This window comes from Streptomyces sp. NPDC043853 (assembly GCF_056436025.1).
Genome location: NZ_JBWKDJ010000002.1, coordinates 563,223 through 577,147 on the forward strand (window position 1 = coordinate 563,223; position 13,925 = coordinate 577,147).

12 protein-coding genes are annotated in these 13,925 nt (G+C 70.2%); 8 read left to right on the plus strand and 4 right to left on the minus strand.

All coding sequences use genetic code 11. The features are described 5' to 3' along the window. Positions 1 to 454: 454 nt before the first annotated feature. Entirely contained in the window at positions 455 to 3,172 is a 2,718-nt protein-coding gene (gene ppdK / locus AC067U_RS07830) for a pyruvate, phosphate dikinase (protein ID WP_478828744.1), read from the minus strand. A 365-nt stretch (positions 3,173 to 3,537) separates the two neighbouring features. Then, positions 3,538 to 4,698 carry a tRNA dihydrouridine synthase DusB gene (dusB, locus tag AC067U_RS07835; protein WP_478828745.1) on the minus strand — a complete coding sequence of 387 codons (1,161 nt, stop codon included), beginning with the start codon at positions 4,696 to 4,698 and terminating at the stop codon, positions 3,538 to 3,540. A gap of 34 nt (positions 4,699 to 4,732) precedes the next feature. Here dusB and AC067U_RS07840 point away from each other — a divergent pair, with 34 nt between their 5' ends. After that, the gene (locus AC067U_RS07840; protein ID WP_478828746.1) at positions 4,733 to 6,196 is read left to right on the plus strand and encodes an MFS transporter; all 1,464 of its coding nucleotides are present in this window, start codon (positions 4,733 to 4,735) and stop codon (positions 6,194 to 6,196) included. A gap of 36 nt (positions 6,197 to 6,232) precedes the next feature. Here the strand turns inward: AC067U_RS07840 and AC067U_RS07845 are convergent, their stop codons facing one another. Continuing rightward, a complete protein-coding gene (locus AC067U_RS07845; RefSeq protein WP_478828747.1) occupies positions 6,233 to 6,679 on the minus strand; it encodes a MarR family winged helix-turn-helix transcriptional regulator in 447 nt (148 codons plus the stop codon). 90 nt (positions 6,680 to 6,769) lie between these two features. Here AC067U_RS07845 and AC067U_RS07850 point away from each other — a divergent pair, with 90 nt between their 5' ends. The 4 genes from AC067U_RS07850 (at position 6,770) to AC067U_RS07865 (ending at position 9,700) form a co-directional block, all read left to right on the plus strand. Continuing rightward, positions 6,770 to 7,117, plus strand: a complete 348-nt coding sequence (locus AC067U_RS07850; RefSeq protein ID WP_478828748.1) for a DoxX family protein — start codon at positions 6,770 to 6,772, stop codon at positions 7,115 to 7,117. Positions 7,118 to 7,182: 65 nt separating this feature from the next. After that, a complete protein-coding gene (locus AC067U_RS07855) occupies positions 7,183 to 8,220 on the plus strand; it encodes an aldo/keto reductase (protein ID WP_478828749.1) in 1,038 nt (345 codons plus the stop codon). A 20-nt stretch (positions 8,221 to 8,240) separates the two neighbouring features. Continuing rightward, positions 8,241 to 8,825 carry a TetR/AcrR family transcriptional regulator gene (locus AC067U_RS07860; protein ID WP_478828750.1) on the plus strand — a complete coding sequence of 195 codons (585 nt, stop codon included), beginning with the start codon at positions 8,241 to 8,243 and terminating at the stop codon, positions 8,823 to 8,825. A 164-nt stretch (positions 8,826 to 8,989) separates the two neighbouring features. After that, complete coding sequence (locus AC067U_RS07865; protein ID WP_478828751.1) at positions 8,990 to 9,700, plus strand: VC0807 family protein; 711 nt, start codon at positions 8,990 to 8,992, stop codon at positions 9,698 to 9,700. A gap of 80 nt (positions 9,701 to 9,780) precedes the next feature. Here the strand turns inward: AC067U_RS07865 and AC067U_RS07870 are convergent, their stop codons facing one another. After that, positions 9,781 to 11,163 carry a glycine--tRNA ligase gene (locus AC067U_RS07870; protein ID WP_478828752.1) on the minus strand — a complete coding sequence of 461 codons (1,383 nt, stop codon included), beginning with the start codon at positions 11,161 to 11,163 and terminating at the stop codon, positions 9,781 to 9,783. A gap of 141 nt (positions 11,164 to 11,304) precedes the next feature. Between AC067U_RS07870 and AC067U_RS07875 the strand changes: the two genes are divergently transcribed. The 3 genes from AC067U_RS07875 to AC067U_RS07885 are packed head-to-tail and all read left to right on the plus strand — an operon-like array spanning position 11,305 to position 13,909. Further along, positions 11,305 to 12,255, plus strand: coding sequence for a metal ABC transporter substrate-binding protein (locus tag AC067U_RS07875; protein ID WP_478828753.1), 951 nt, complete (start codon positions 11,305 to 11,307; stop codon positions 12,253 to 12,255). Next, entirely contained in the window at positions 12,252 to 13,022 is a 771-nt protein-coding gene (locus tag AC067U_RS07880) for a metal ABC transporter ATP-binding protein (protein ID WP_478828754.1), read from the plus strand. The genes AC067U_RS07875 and AC067U_RS07880 overlap by 4 nt, the downstream gene beginning before the upstream one ends. Continuing rightward, positions 13,022 to 13,909, plus strand: a complete 888-nt coding sequence (locus AC067U_RS07885; RefSeq protein WP_478828755.1) for a metal ABC transporter permease — start codon at positions 13,022 to 13,024, stop codon at positions 13,907 to 13,909. Before AC067U_RS07880 ends, AC067U_RS07885 begins: the two co-directional genes overlap by 1 nt. Positions 13,910 to 13,925: the final 16 nt, after the last annotated feature.

The following is a 13,925-nucleotide window of genomic DNA, read 5'->3' on the forward strand; positions in this document are numbered from 1 at the left end:
ACGCCCTTTCGGCCACAGTTGAAACCCCTTTCGGCAGGGGCGTGACAACCGAAATGCTGTACTCCGCCGGGCACACTCCGGCGCGACCGAAACGCTCCGCGAAGGCCGTGGGGGGCTTTGCGGGGCCTGGCGGTCGGTCGCACCGGGAAGCGCCGACGTGACCGGCAGATTGACAGCAGGCGGTGGACGGGTGGGGATCCGTCCGCCGCCTGCTGCGTTCGTCCGAGGTGTTCGGCCGCCACTCCGAATAGTTGTTGAACAACAAAAATTGTTGCGCGCCTGCCCTCGGGGGTCAGGGAACCCGGGGGCAGGCGCGCGGTCGTGGGGCCGGCCGTCCCGTCGGGGTCCGGGTGGACCTCATGACCCGTCGTGGACCTGATGGCCCGTCATGTCCGACGGGACGGCCGGAGTGGTGGGGGCAGCCGAAGGGCGGTCAGCGGCTGCCGGAGGGCGGTCAGCGGCTGTCGGAGCCCTTGTCGCCGCCCGCCGCGGCGGCCCGGCCGGCCTCCAGGCGCGCCACCGGGATCCGGAACGGCGAGCAGGAGACGTAGTCGAGGCCGACCTCGTGGAAGAAGTGCACCGACTCGGGGTCGCCGCCGTGCTCGCCGCAGACGCCGAGCTTGAGGTCGGGGCGGGTGGCCCGGCCCAGCTTGGCCGCGTGCCGGACCAGGGAGCCGACGCCGTCCTTGTCGATGGTCTCGAACGGCGAGACCCCGAAGATGCCCTTCTCCAGGTAGGCGGTGAAGAAGCTGGCCTCGACGTCGTCGCGGGAGAAGCCCCACACCGTCTGGGTCAGGTCGTTCGTGCCGAAGGAGAAGAACTGGGCGGCCTCGGCGATCTGGTCGGCGGTCAGCGCGGCGCGCGGCAGCTCGATCATGGTGCCGATGGTCAGCTTGAGGTCGGTGCCGGTGGCGGCCTCGACCTCGGCGATGATCCGGTCGGCCTCCTCGCGGACGATCTCCAGCTCCTGGACGGTGCCGACCAGCGGGATCATGATCTCGGCGCGCGGGTCGCCCTTGGCGTCCTTGCGCACCGCGGCGGCCTCGGCGATCGCACGGACCTGCATGGCGAACAGGCCGGGGATGACCAGGCCGAGGCGGACGCCGCGCAGACCCAGCATCGGGTTCTGCTCGTGCAGCTTGTGCACGGCCTGGAGCAGGCGCAGGTCGTTCTCGTTGGGGTCCTTGCGGGCCTCGGCGAGGGCGACCCGGACCGACAGCTCGGTGATGTCGGGCAGGAACTCGTGCAGCGGCGGGTCGAGCAGACGGACGGTGACGGGCAGGCCGTCCATCGCCTCGAACAGCTCGACGAAGTCCTTCTTCTGCAGCGGCAGGAGGGCACTGAGTGCCTCCTCGCGCTCGGACTCGGTGTCGGCCAGGATCAGGCGCTCGACCATCTCGCGGCGCTCGCCGAGGAACATGTGCTCGGTGCGGCACAGGCCGATGCCCTGGGCGCCGAACCGGCGGGCGCGCAGCGCGTCCTCAGCGTTGTCGGCGTTGGCGCGGACGCGCAGCCGGCGGACCCCGTCGGCGTAGGACATGATCCGGTGCACCGCGCCGATGAGCTCGTCGGCCTCGTCCGCGCCGGCGTGCATGCGGCCCTCGAAGTACTCGACGACCGGGGAGGGTACGACGGGTACCTCACCGAGGTAGACCTTGCCGGTGGAGCCGTCGATGGAGACGACGTCGCCCTCCTCGATGACCTGCCCGGCGGAGGTGGTCAGGCGGCGGCGCTTGGTGTCGACGTCGAGGTCCTCGGCGCCGCAGACGCAGGTCTTGCCCATGCCGCGGGCGACGACGGCGGCGTGCGAGGTCTTGCCGCCGCGGGAGGTCAGGATGCCCTCGGAGGCGATCATGCCGTCCAGGTCGTCCGGGTTGGTCTCGCGGCGGATCAGGATGACCTTCTCGCCGGAGCGGGACCACTTCACGGCCGTGTAGGAGTCGAACACGGCCTTGCCGACAGCCGCGCCCGGGGAGGCGGCGATGCCGCGGCCGAGCAGCTCCGTCTTCGCGTCCTCGTCGAAGCGCGGGAACATCAGCTGGGCGAGCTGGGCGCCGTTGACCCGGCGGAGCGCCTCGGCCTCGTCGATCAGGCCCTGGTCCACCAGCTGGGTGGCGATGCGGAACGCGGCGCCGGCGGTGCGCTTGCCGACCCGGGTCTGGAGCATCCACAGCTGACCGCGCTCGATGGTGAACTCGATGTCGCAGAGGTCCTTGTAGTGGGTCTCCAGCGTCTCCATGATCTGCATCAGCTGGTCGTAGGACTTCTTGTCCAGCTGCTCCAGGTCGGAGAGGGGCACCGTGTTGCGGATGCCGGCGACGACGTCCTCGCCCTGCGCGTTCTGCAGGTAGTCGCCGTAGACGCCCTGGTGGCCGCTGGCGGGGTCGCGGGTGAAGGCGACGCCGGTGCCGGAGTCCGGGCCGAGGTTGCCAAAGACCATCGAGCAGACGTTGACGGCGGTGCCCAGGTCGCCGGGGATGCGCTCCTGGCGGCGGTAGAGCTTGGCGCGGTCGGTGTTCCAGGAGTTGAAGACCGCCTCGACGGCGAGGTCGAGCTGCTCGCGGGCGTCCTGCGGGAACTCGCGGCCGGCCTCCTTCGCGACGATCTTCTTGAAGGCCTTGACCAGCTTCTTGAGGTCGGCGGCGTCGAGGTCGGTGTCGACGGTGACCTTCTTGGCCGCCTTGGCCTCGTCGAGGGCGTCCTCGAAGAGCTCGCCCTCAACCCCGAGGACGGTCTTGCCGAACATCTGGATCAGGCGGCGGTAGGAGTCCCAGGCGAAGCGCTCGTTGCCGGCCTGCTTGGCCAGGCCCTGGACCGACTCGTCGGAGAGGCCGATGTTGAGGACCGTGTCCATCATGCCGGGCATGGAGAACTTGGCGCCGGACCGGACGGAGACCAGCAGCGGGTCGTCGGACTGGCCGAGCTTCTTGCCCATCTTCGCTTCGAGCGCCTGCAGGTGGGCGGTGACCTCGTCGCGCAGCGCGGCCGGGGCCTCGCCGCTGTCCAGGTACACCTTGCAGGCCTCGGTGGTGATGGTGAAGCCGGGAGGCACCGGGAGACCCAGGTTGGTCATCTCGGCGAGGTTGGCACCCTTGCCGCCGAGAAGGTCCTTGAGGTCGCGGTTGCCTTCGGTGAAGTCGTAGACGAACTTCTGATCTTTGTTTTCCGACACGGGTCTCGACTCCTCGAGGACTCGGTGGCTGCCCTGACGGCGAGGAACATACCCAGATCGAAGGCTTCTGGGTACGTCCACTTGGTCGTCATGCGCCCGTAACCGGCCGACTGCCACCAGATCGAAAGTGACTGGCGAGTAGCGAAAACCTCCCAAGAGCTTTCACCTCCCGAACGGGAAAGTGCCAACTGAGGCGTGTTCCCGCTCGGATGAGCGATCATCGATACATTTGCCTTCAAGGCTTGAACGCACAAAGGGTGGCACCCAGTGCCACCCTTTGGAAGTCATAGCCGTGATCTGAGCGCTCATCTGAGCGCAACCCACCCCATGCGTGGCGTATCTCACGCCGCGCACGGAGGGGATTCTCAGCCTCCGGACGTATCCAGCTCTGCGTCTTCACTCACCCCAGCGCAGTCGTAGGGATCCTTCAGCCAGCCTTCCGGCAGGACAACTCGGTTGTTTCCGGACGTCCGGCCGCGGGGGCCGTCGGCACTCTCGGGCCAGGGCTGGTCCAGATCAAGCTCGCTCAGATGAGCGTCCAGTTCGGACAGGGAGGACGTGATCGCCAGCTTCTTGCGCATCTCGGATCCGACCGAGAATCCCTTGAGGTACCAGGCCACGTGCTTACGAAAGTCGATCACACCGCGGGCCTCGTCCCCGATCCACTCCCCCAGCAGGGTCGCGTGTCGGATCATGACCGCGGCGACCTCCCGGAGCGAGGGGGCGTAGTAGTCCCCCGTACGACCCTCGAAGGCGGCGACCAGGTCGTTGAACAGCCACGGACGGCCCAGGCAGCCCCGGCCCACCACCACGCCGTCGCAGCCGGTCTCGCGGACCATCCGCAGCGCGTCCTCGGCGCACCAGATGTCCCCGTTGCCCAGCACCGGGATCTCCGGGACGTGCTCCTTGAGCCGGGCGATGGCCTCCCAGTCGGCGGTGCCGCCGTAGTGCTGGGCGGTGGTCCGGCCGTGCAGGGCGATGGCGGTGACCCCCTCCTCCACGGCGATCCGGCCGGCGTCCAGGTAGGTCAGGTGGTCGTCGTCGATGCCCTTGCGCATCTTCATGGTCACCGGCAGATCGCCGGCCCCGCTGACCGCCTCGCGGAGGATCGCCCGGAGCAGGTTCCGCTTGTACGGAAGCGCGGAGCCGCCGCCCTTGCGGGTGACCTTGGGCACCGGGCAGCCGAAGTTCAGGTCGATGTGGTCGGCCCGGTCCTCCTCGACGATCATCCGTACGGCCTTGCCCACGGTGGCCGGGTCCACCCCGTACAGCTGAATCGACCGCGGCTTTTCCGACGCGTCGAAGTGGATCAGCTGCATGGTCTTCTCGTTGCGCTCGACCAGCGCGCGCGTCGTGATCATCTCGCTCACGAACAGCCCCTTGCCGCCCGAGAACTCGCGGCAGAGGGTACGGAACGGGGCGTTGGTGATGCCGGCCATGGGCGCGAGCACCACCGGGGGCTGCACGGTGTGCGGGCCGATCGCGAGGGCGGTGGGGAGCGTGGTCATCCCCCCATTGTCGCGCATGCCGTGTTGATCAGGTGTCCGTACGATCGGCGCCATGAGCGAGACCGGCCACCGGCACCGCATGCTCGTGCTGGCGATCTGCTGCATGAGCCTGCTGATCGTCAGCCTCGACAACACCGTCCTGAACGTCGCCCTGCCACAGATGAAACGCGAGCTCGACGCTCCCGTCTCGGGCCTGCAGTGGACCATCGACGCCTACACCCTGGTGATGGCCTCACTGCTGATGCTGATGGGCTCCACTGCCGACCGGATCGGCCGCCGCAAGGTCTTCGTGGCGGGGCTGGTCCTGTTCACCCTGGGCTCGCTGCTCTGCTCGCTGGCCCCGGGCCTGGAGTGGCTGATCGCCTTCCGCGCACTCCAGGCGGTGGGCGCGGCCATGCTCAACCCCGTCGCCCTGTCGATCATCGCCAACACCTTCACCGAACCGGCCGCGCGTGCCCGCGCGATCGGGGTCTGGGGCGGGGTGGCCGGCATCGCCATGGCGGCCGGCCCAGTGGTCGGCGGGGTGCTGGTGGACTCGGTGGGCTGGCGCTCCATCTTCTGGCTCAACCTGCCGATCGGTCTGCTCGCACTGCTGCTCACCCTGAAGTACGTCCCGGAGTCGCGGGCGCCCCGGCCGCGCCGTCCCGATCCGGTCGGGCAGGTGCTGATCATGGCCCTGCTGGGCTCGCTGACGTACGGGATCATCGAGGCGCCCACGGCCGGGCTGCGCTCGGGGCTGGTCCTGGGGTGCGCCGCGGTCGCCGTGGCCGCCTTCGTGGGACTGCTGGTGTACGAGCCCCGGCGGGTGGACCCGCTCATCGACCCCCGGTTCTTCCGGAGCGTGCCCTTCAGCGGAGCCGTGGTGATCGCGATCTGCGCCTTCGCCGGGCTGTCCGGGTACCTCTTCCTGACCACCCTCTACCTGCAGGACGTACGCGGGCTGGACGCCCTGTCGGCGGGTCTGTGGATGCTGCCGCTGGCGCTGATGACCTGCCTGATCGCCCCGCTGTCCGGGCGGCTGGTGGGCAGCCGGGGGCCGCGGCTGCCGCTGGTGGTGGCGGGTCTGGGGATGGGGTCGAGCGGCCTGCTGTTCGCCGCGTTCTCGGCGGAGGACCAGGTCTGGCTGATGCTGACCGCCTACCTGCTGTTCGGCCTGGGCTTCGGCATGGTCAACTCGCCGATCACCAACACGGCGGTCTCGGGCATGCCGCGCTCCCAGGCGGGGGTGGCGGCGGCGGTCGCGGCCACCAGCCGGCAGACCGGCGGCACGCTGGGGGTGGCGGTGATCGGCTCGGTGCTGGCGGCGGGTCTGGCCCGCGGCGGCGACTTCGCCGAGGCCGCCCGGCCGGCCTGGTGGATCATCACGCTCTGCGGGGCGCTCACGCTGGTGCTGGGCGTGGTGAGCAGCGGCGCCTGGGCGCGCGCGACGGCCGCCCGGACGGCCGCGGCCCTGGAGGAGCCGCCGGCCGGCCCCGGTCCGGCCGCCATGGCCTCCGGGCCGCCCCGCTCCGAGTGACCGGACGTACGCCGGCCGCCCCGGGACCCGGCCGGGCTACTCGCCGCAGGTGAAGTCCTCCGCGGAGGAGTTCACCCGGCCGAGGAGGGTGCGCAGCTGCTCGCACTCCTCGTCGGAGAGGTTGCCGAAGATGCCGCGCTCGACCTCGTCGAGCGCGGCGTTGGTCTTTCCGAGGGCGGCCGAGCCGCTGCCGGTGATCGCCACGATGTGGCGGCGCCGGTCGGCCGGGTCCCGGCGGCGCTCTACCAGGCCCTCGGTCTCCAGGTCGTTGAGGATGCCGACGAGCACGCTCGGGTCGACCTCCAGCCGCTCGGCGAGCGCACGCTGGCCGATCGGGCCGGCGTCCAGGTGCATGAGGGTCATGGCGTGCCGGGGGGTGAGGCCGGCCGCGCCGAGCGCCTTGCGGATCCGCGTCTGGGTGACCGAGCCGTGCCAGGCCAGCTGCAGGCCCAGGCGGCGCATGGGGTCCGGATCCGTCGTCATACGAGCACCGTATCAGCGAACTAATGATTGCGATCTGCCAATCGTTGATGCTATTCAATGATTGACCGCTCAAGACCATTGGAGTTGCTCATGTTCATCGCCTTCGCCGTCGTCTCGGCGCTCCTCGCCCTCGCCCTCGCCGCTTCCGCGGCCGCCCAGTTCCGGCGGCACCCGCAGATCGTCGGCAACATGCGCAGGCTGGACATCCCGGACTCCTGGCTGCCCCGACTGGCCGCCGTGAAGGCCGCGGGCGCGATCGGGCTGGTCGCGGGGCTCTGGGTGCCCCTGCTCGGCGCCGCCGCCGCGATCGGCGTCGTCCTGTTCTTCGCCGGTGCGGTGATCGCGCACCTGCGGGCGAAGGACTGGGATGTGGCCCCGGCGGTGGTGCTCGGCCTGCTGGCCGGCACCTCGCTCACCCTCGGCATCCTCGCGGCATAACCCGATCGGAGGGATGACCGCTGACAGATATTGAAATCTGTCAGCGGTCATGCCACTCTTCTTGCATGACCACTCCCGCGAACACCCCTCAGCACCGCACGCTCGGCTCCGCCGGTCCGGCCGTGTTCCCCCTCGGCCTCGGCTGCATGGGCATGTCCGCCCTCTACGGAGAGGCGGACCGGGCCGAATCGATCGCCACCATCCACGCCGCCCTCGACGCCGGGGTCACCCTGCTCGACACGGGCGACTTCTACGGCATGGGGCACAACGAGCTGCTGATCGCCGAGGCCCTCCGCACGGCCCCGCGGTCGGCCCGCGAGCAGGCCCTGACCAGCGTCAAGTTCGGAGCCCTGCGCACGGTGGAGGGCGGCTTCACCGGATACGACGGCCGCCCGGAGGCCGTGAAGAACTTCCTGGCCTACTCGCTCCAGCGGCTCGGCCGGGACCACATCGACATCTACCGCATCGCCCGGGTCGACCCCGACGTGCCGATCGAGGAGACGATCGGCGCGATCGCCGAGGCCGTGCAGGCCGGGCACGTCCGGCACATCGGACTCTCCGAGGTCGGCGCCGACACCATGCGCCGGGCGGCAGCTGTCGCCCCCATCGCCGACCTGCAGATCGAGTACTCGCTCATCTCCCGCGGCATCGAGGCGGAGATCCTGCCGACCGCACGCGAGCTGGGCATCGGCGTCACGGCGTACGGCGTCCTCTCCCGCGGCCTGATCAGCGGGCACTTCACCCGGGACCGGCTGCTCGGCCCCGGCGACTTCCGCGGCATGAGCCCCCGCTTCCAGGGCGAGAACCTGGACCACAACCTCGCGCTGGTGGACTCGCTGCGCAAGGTGGCCGAGGACAAGGGCGTCAGCGTGGCCCAGACGGCCATCGCCTGGGTCCTCGCCCAGGGCCCGCGGCACGGGGTGGACATCGTCCCGCTGGTCGGGGCCCGCCGCCGGGACCGGCTCGCCGAGGCACTGGGTGCGCTGGACGTGGAGCTCGGCCCGGAGGATCTGGCCGCCGTCGAGGCCGCCGTGCCCGCCGGTTCGGCGGCCGGCGAGCGCTACCCGGCCGCCCAGATGGCCCACCTCGACAGCGAGCACTGAGCGCCCGGTACGGTCGAGTCATGCCGCCCGAAGCCCTGACCCCCGACCGCATCCTCGAAGTCACCGAGGACGTGCTGCGCCGCTACGGCCCGGCCAAGGCCACCGTGGTCGACGTGGCACGGGCGCTGGGGGTCAGCCACGGCAGCGTGTACCGGCACTTCCCCTCGAAGGCGGCGCTGCGCGAGGCGGTCACCGACCGCTGGCTGGGCAGGACGGTCGGGCGGCTGGCCGAGATCGCCGCCGCCCCGGCCGAGCCGGCGCCCTCGAAGCTGGAGTCCTGGCTGGAGGCCCTGTTCGAGGCCAAGCGGCACAAGGCGGGAGACGATCCGGAGCTCTTCGCCACCTACACGGTGCTGCTCGCGGAGAACAGCGGGGTGGTCGACGCCCACCTCGCCGAGCTCGTCGCCCAGCTGACCCGGATCATCGAGGAGGGGGTGACCGCCGGCACCCTGTCCGCCGCGGACGCCCCGGCCTCGGCGCGTGCCGTCTTCGACGCCACCGCCCGGTTCCACGACCCGCAGTACGCGGCCGAGTGGCAGAGCCCCACCATCGCCGCCGAGTTCGAGGCCGTGTCCTCCCTGGTGGTCCGCGGCCTGAGGGCCTGATCCGGTCGCCCAACTCCCGCCCCTGACCTGCGCGATCACCTGGAACAGCCGATTCCGAAGAGTTGGTGATCATTTGAGCCGGGCGTGGTGACCCCGTGCCCATCCGTGGCCTACCGTCCCCCAGACCGCACTCATCCGCTCTTCGTCTCGTCTCAGGGGGAAACATGTCCACGGCGTCCGTTCCGGACACCCGCCCGGAACCACCCGCCCGCTCCGGATCCGCGGCCGCGATCGGCTGGGTCCTCACCATCCTGCTCAACGTCGTAGCGCCGATCCTCACCTACAACACGCTCAAGGACGACCACGGCTGGAGCGAGTTCGCCGCACTGCTGGCCAGCAGCGCGTGGCCGGTGCTGGACACCGCCGTCATGGTGGCCTGGCGGCGCAAGCTCGACGAGTTCGCCGTCGTCACGCTGGTGTTCATCGTCATCACGGCCGTGGTCTCGCTCCTGGGCGACCACTCGGCCCGGACCCTCCTGGTCAAGGACTCCGGGGTGACCGGCCTGTTCGGGCTGCTCTGCCTTTCCACCCTGCTGGCGCCGCGTCCGCTGATGTTCTACTTCGGGCGGAAGTTCGCCACCGACGGCACTCCCGAGAGCACCGCCTGGTGGAACGGCCTGTGGCAGTTCGAGGGCTTCCGGCGGACCATGATCGTGATGACCACGGTCTGGGGCGTGGCCTACCTGGCCGAGGCCGGCGTGCGCATCGCCCTGGCGTACTCGCTGGACACCGACACCATGGTGACCCTCAGCCCGTTCATGATCTACGGCGTGCTGGGCGCGCTGGCCCTGTGGACCGCGTGGTACGGCAAGCGCTCCCGGGCCGAGGGCGAAGCACGTGCCGCCGCCGCGGCCGCCCAGGGCTCCGCGTCCTGACCCGGGTACACCCGGATACGCCCGCGTACGACGAGGGGCCCGGTGCGCTCGCGCGCACCGGGCCCCTCGCGTGTCCTGACCTAGCAGCCCAGCAGGCGGGCGCCCAGGTAGCCCTGGATCTGGTCCAGGGAGACGCGCTCCTGCTTCATGGTGTCGCGCTCGCGCACGGTCACCGCGTTGTCGTCCAGGGTGTCGAAGTCGACCGTGACGCAGAACGGCGTACCGATCTCGTCCTGGCGGCGGTAGCGGCGGCCGATGGCGCCGGCGTCGTCGAACTCGATGTTCCAGAACTTCCGCAGGTCGGCCGCGAGGCCCTTGGCCTTCGGCGACAGCTTCTCGTTGCGGGACAGCGGCAGCACGGCGACCTTGACCGGGGCCAGGCGCGGGTCGAGGCGCATCACGGTGCGCTTCTCCATGACGCCCTTGGCGTTCGGGGCCTCGTCCTCGGTGTACGCGTCGAGCAGGAAGGCGAGCATGGCGCGGTTCACGCCGGCCGCGGGCTCGATGACGTACGGGACGTAGCGCTCGCCGGCCTCCTGGTCGAAGAAGGACAGGTCCTGGCCGGAGGCCTCGGAGTGGGCCTTGAGGTCGAAGTCGGTGCGGTTGGCCACGCCTTCGAGCTCGGAGAACTCACTGCCGCCGAAGTTGAAGCGGTACTCGATGTCGGCGGTGCGCTTCGAGTAGTGGGACAGCTTCTCCTTCGGGTGCTCGTACCAGCGGATGTTCTCCTCGCGGATGCCGAGGTCGCGGTACCAGTTCCACCGCTCCTGCATCCAGTACTCCTGCCACTGCTCGTCCTCGCCCGGCTTGACGAAGAACTCCATCTCCATCTGCTCGAACTCGCGGGTCCGGAAGATGAAGTTGCCGGGCGTGATCTCGTTGCGGAAGGACTTGCCCATCTGCGCGATGCCGAACGGCGGCTTCTTGCGGGAAGTCTGCTGCACCTGGGCGAAGTTGGTGAAGATGCCCTGGGCGGTCTCGGGGCGCAGGTAGGCCTTGGAGCCGGTGTCCTGGGTCGGGCCGAGGTGGGTCTCCAGCATGCCGGAGAACTGCTTGGGCTCGGTGAACTGGCCCTTGGTGCCACAGTTCGGGCAGTTGACGTCGGCCAGGCCGTTGGCGGGGACGCGGCCGTGCTTGGCCTCGTACGCCTCCTCCAGGTGGTCGGCGCGGTGGCGCTTGTGGCAGGAGGTGCACTCGGTCAGCGGGTCCGAGAAGGTCGCCACGTGACCGGAGGCCACCCAGACCTCGGGGGCGAGGATCACGGACGAGTCGATGCCGACGATGTCCTCACGCCCGGTGACCATGGCCTTCCACCACTGGCGCTTGATGTTCTCCTTGAGCTCGACACCGAGCGGCCCGTAGTCCCAGGCGGCCTTGGAGCCGCCGTAGATCTCACTGCAGGGGTAGACGAAGCCACGGCGCTTGCTGAGGCTGACGATGGTGTCGATCTTGTCGGCGGCCACGATGCTCTCTTCATTACGAGGACGAACGCGAATGCCTCAGGTTACCGGCGGCCGCCCCTCCCCGATCAAATCGGTTCCGCTTTTCCGGCCCCTCACCTGGGTTTTTGACAACGGTTTCCATCTTTGATGAAAATGGATGTCATGAACGCACGACGCCTCATACCCTCCGCCGCCCTCGCCGGAGCCGTCGCCCTCGGGGCCGCGACGCTGACCGCCTGCTCAGGAGCCGAAGCCGCGGGCGGCGGAGAGGACGGCAGGCTCGCCGTGACGGCGTCGTTCTACCCGATGCGATTCCTCGCCGAGCAGATCGGCAAGGACCACGTGGCGGTCACCTCCCTGACCAAGCCGGGCGTCGAACCGCACGACCTGGAGCTCACCCCGAGGCAGACCGGGCAGCTCGGCGAGGCCGATGTCGTGCTCTACCTCAAGAACCTGCAGCCCGCCGTCGACAAGGCCGTCGCCCAGTCCGGCGTGAAGACCGTCGTCGACGCCGGCACCCTCACCGAGCTGGAGGAGCACCACACCTCCGGCCACGAGGAAGGCGACGGCCACGACCACGGCGAGGCCGGCCAGGACCCGCACGTCTGGCTCGACCCGGTCAAGTACGCGGAGATCGCCAAGGGCACCGGCGCCGCCCTGGAGAAGGCCGACCCGGCCCACGCGGCCGAGTACAAGAAGAACACCGAGGAACTGGTCGGCAAACTGGCCGCGCTGGACACCGAGTTCAAGAACGGCCTGGCGAACACCTCCGCCAAGACCTTCATCACCTCCCACTCCGCCTTCGGCTACCTCGCCGAGCGCTACGGGCTGGACCAGGAGTCCATATCCGGCATGGACCCCCAGTCCGAACCCAGCCCGGCCCGGATCAGGGAACTCCAGGAGCTCGCGAAGAAGGAGAACGTCAGCACCGTCTTCTTCGAGACCCTGGCCAGCGACAAGACCGCCAAGTCCCTCGCCGCGGACGCCGGCCTGAAGACGGACGTGCTCGACCCGCTGGAGGGAATCACCGACAAGTCCCAGGGCGCTGACTACTTCGAGGTCATGCGGTCCAACCTGAAGAACCTGCAGAAGGCGCTGGGGAGCAAGCAATGACGACGGATGCCGTGATATCCCTGCGCGGGGCCACCGCCTCGCTCGGCTCGCGCCCGGTGCTGCGCGGCGTCGACCTCACCGTGCACCGCGGCGAGGTCGTCGCGCTGCTCGGCGCCAACGGTTCCGGCAAGTCCACCGCCGTACGCGCCGTCGTCGGCCAGGTCCCGCTGAACTCCGGCGAACTCTCGCTCTTCGGCACCGAGTTCCGGCGCTTCCGCGACTGGTCCAGGGTCGGCTACGTCCCCCAGCGGACCACCGCCGCCGGCGGGGTTCCCGCCACCGTCCGTGAAGTGGTCTCCTCCGGCCGGCTGGCCCGCCGCCGGTTCGGCCTCCCGCGCGCCGCCGACCGGGCCGCCGTGGACCGCGCCCTCGACCTCGTCGACATGCGCGCGTACGCCTCCGCCTCGGTGAGCGCCCTTTCCGGCGGCCAGCACCAGCGGGTGCTGATCGCCCGTGCGCTCTCCGTGGAGCCGGAACTCCTGATCATGGACGAGCCGATGGCCGGCGTGGACCTCGACAACCAGGAAGTCCTCGCGAACGCGCTGCGCGCCCAGGTCGCCGCCGGCTCCACGGTCCTCCTCGTGCTGCACGAGCTCGGCCCGCTGGAACCGCTGATCGACCGGGCCGTCGTCCTGCGCGACGGGTGCGTGGTGCACGACGGTCCCCCGCCGGAGGCCGTCGGACAGCACGCGCTGCCCGGCCACGACCACGTACACCCCCACGCGGCGCACGACGCCGAGCCGCTCCGGACGGGACTGCTGAGCTGATGGAAATCCTCAACGACGCCTTCATGCAGCGGGCCCTGATCGCGGCCACGCTGGTCGGCATCACCGCACCCGCCATCGGCACCTACCTGGTCCAGCGGCGGCAGGCCCTCATGGGCGACGGCCTCGGCCACGTGGCCATGACCGGTGTCGCCCTCGGGTTCCTCTTCCAGACCAGCCCGGTGTGGATGGCCACCCTGGTCGCCGTGCTCGGCGCGGTCGGCATGGAGCTGATCCGCTCCCGCGGGAGGACCAGCGGCGACGTCGCGCTCGCCATGCTCTTCTACGGCGGCCTGGCCGGCGGTGTCATGATCATCAACCTGGCCCCGGGCGGCTCGACCGCCAACCTGGTCAGCGCCATGTTCGGCTCGATCACCACCGTCACCCCCGAGGACGTCACCGCCATGGTGATCCTCGCCGCGTTCGTCATCGCGGCGACCATCGGACTGCGCAGGCAGCTGTTCGCGGTCTGCCAGGACGAGGAGTTCGCCCGGGTCACCGGTCTGCCGGTACGGGCGCTGAACCTGCTGATCGCGGTCACCGCCGCGGTCACCGTCACCGTGGCGATGCGGATCGTCGGCCTGCTGCTGGTCAGCGCGATGATGGTGATCCCGGTCGCCGCGGCGCAGCGGATGACCCGGAGCTTCGCGGCGACGCTGGGCCTGGCCATCGCGATCAGCGTGACCGTGTCGCTGTCCGGCACGGCCGCCACGTACTACATCGACGCGCCGTCCGGCGCCACGATCGTGCTGCTCGCCATCGCCGTGTTCATGATCATGACGGCCCTGGCCACCCCGCTGGCCCGCCGCCGGGCCCGGGCCGCGGCGGGCGCCGCACCCGACGGGCAGCTCTGCCCGCGGGACGGCGTACAGGACGACGTAAGGGTCTAGGGCGGCGGGCCCGCCT

Coding starts and splice junctions, on each gene's coding strand:
- dusB (WP_478828745.1), bottom strand. CDS start 4,698: ATGCGCGACAATGGGGGGATGACCACGCTCCCCACCGCCCTCGCGATC.
- AC067U_RS07840 (WP_478828746.1), top strand. CDS start 4,733: ATGAGCGAGACCGGCCACCGGCACCGCATGCTCGTGCTGGCGATCTGC.
- AC067U_RS07845 (WP_478828747.1), bottom strand. CDS start 6,679: ATGACGACGGATCCGGACCCCATGCGCCGCCTGGGCCTGCAGCTGGCC.
- AC067U_RS07850 (WP_478828748.1), top strand. CDS start 6,770: ATGTTCATCGCCTTCGCCGTCGTCTCGGCGCTCCTCGCCCTCGCCCTC.
- AC067U_RS07855 (WP_478828749.1), top strand. CDS start 7,183: ATGACCACTCCCGCGAACACCCCTCAGCACCGCACGCTCGGCTCCGCC.
- AC067U_RS07860 (WP_478828750.1), top strand. CDS start 8,241: ATGCCGCCCGAAGCCCTGACCCCCGACCGCATCCTCGAAGTCACCGAG.
- AC067U_RS07865 (WP_478828751.1), top strand. CDS start 8,990: ATGTCCACGGCGTCCGTTCCGGACACCCGCCCGGAACCACCCGCCCGC.
- AC067U_RS07875 (WP_478828753.1), top strand. CDS start 11,305: ATGAACGCACGACGCCTCATACCCTCCGCCGCCCTCGCCGGAGCCGTC.
- AC067U_RS07880 (WP_478828754.1), top strand. CDS start 12,252: ATGACGACGGATGCCGTGATATCCCTGCGCGGGGCCACCGCCTCGCTC.
- AC067U_RS07885 (WP_478828755.1), top strand. CDS start 13,022: ATGGAAATCCTCAACGACGCCTTCATGCAGCGGGCCCTGATCGCGGCC.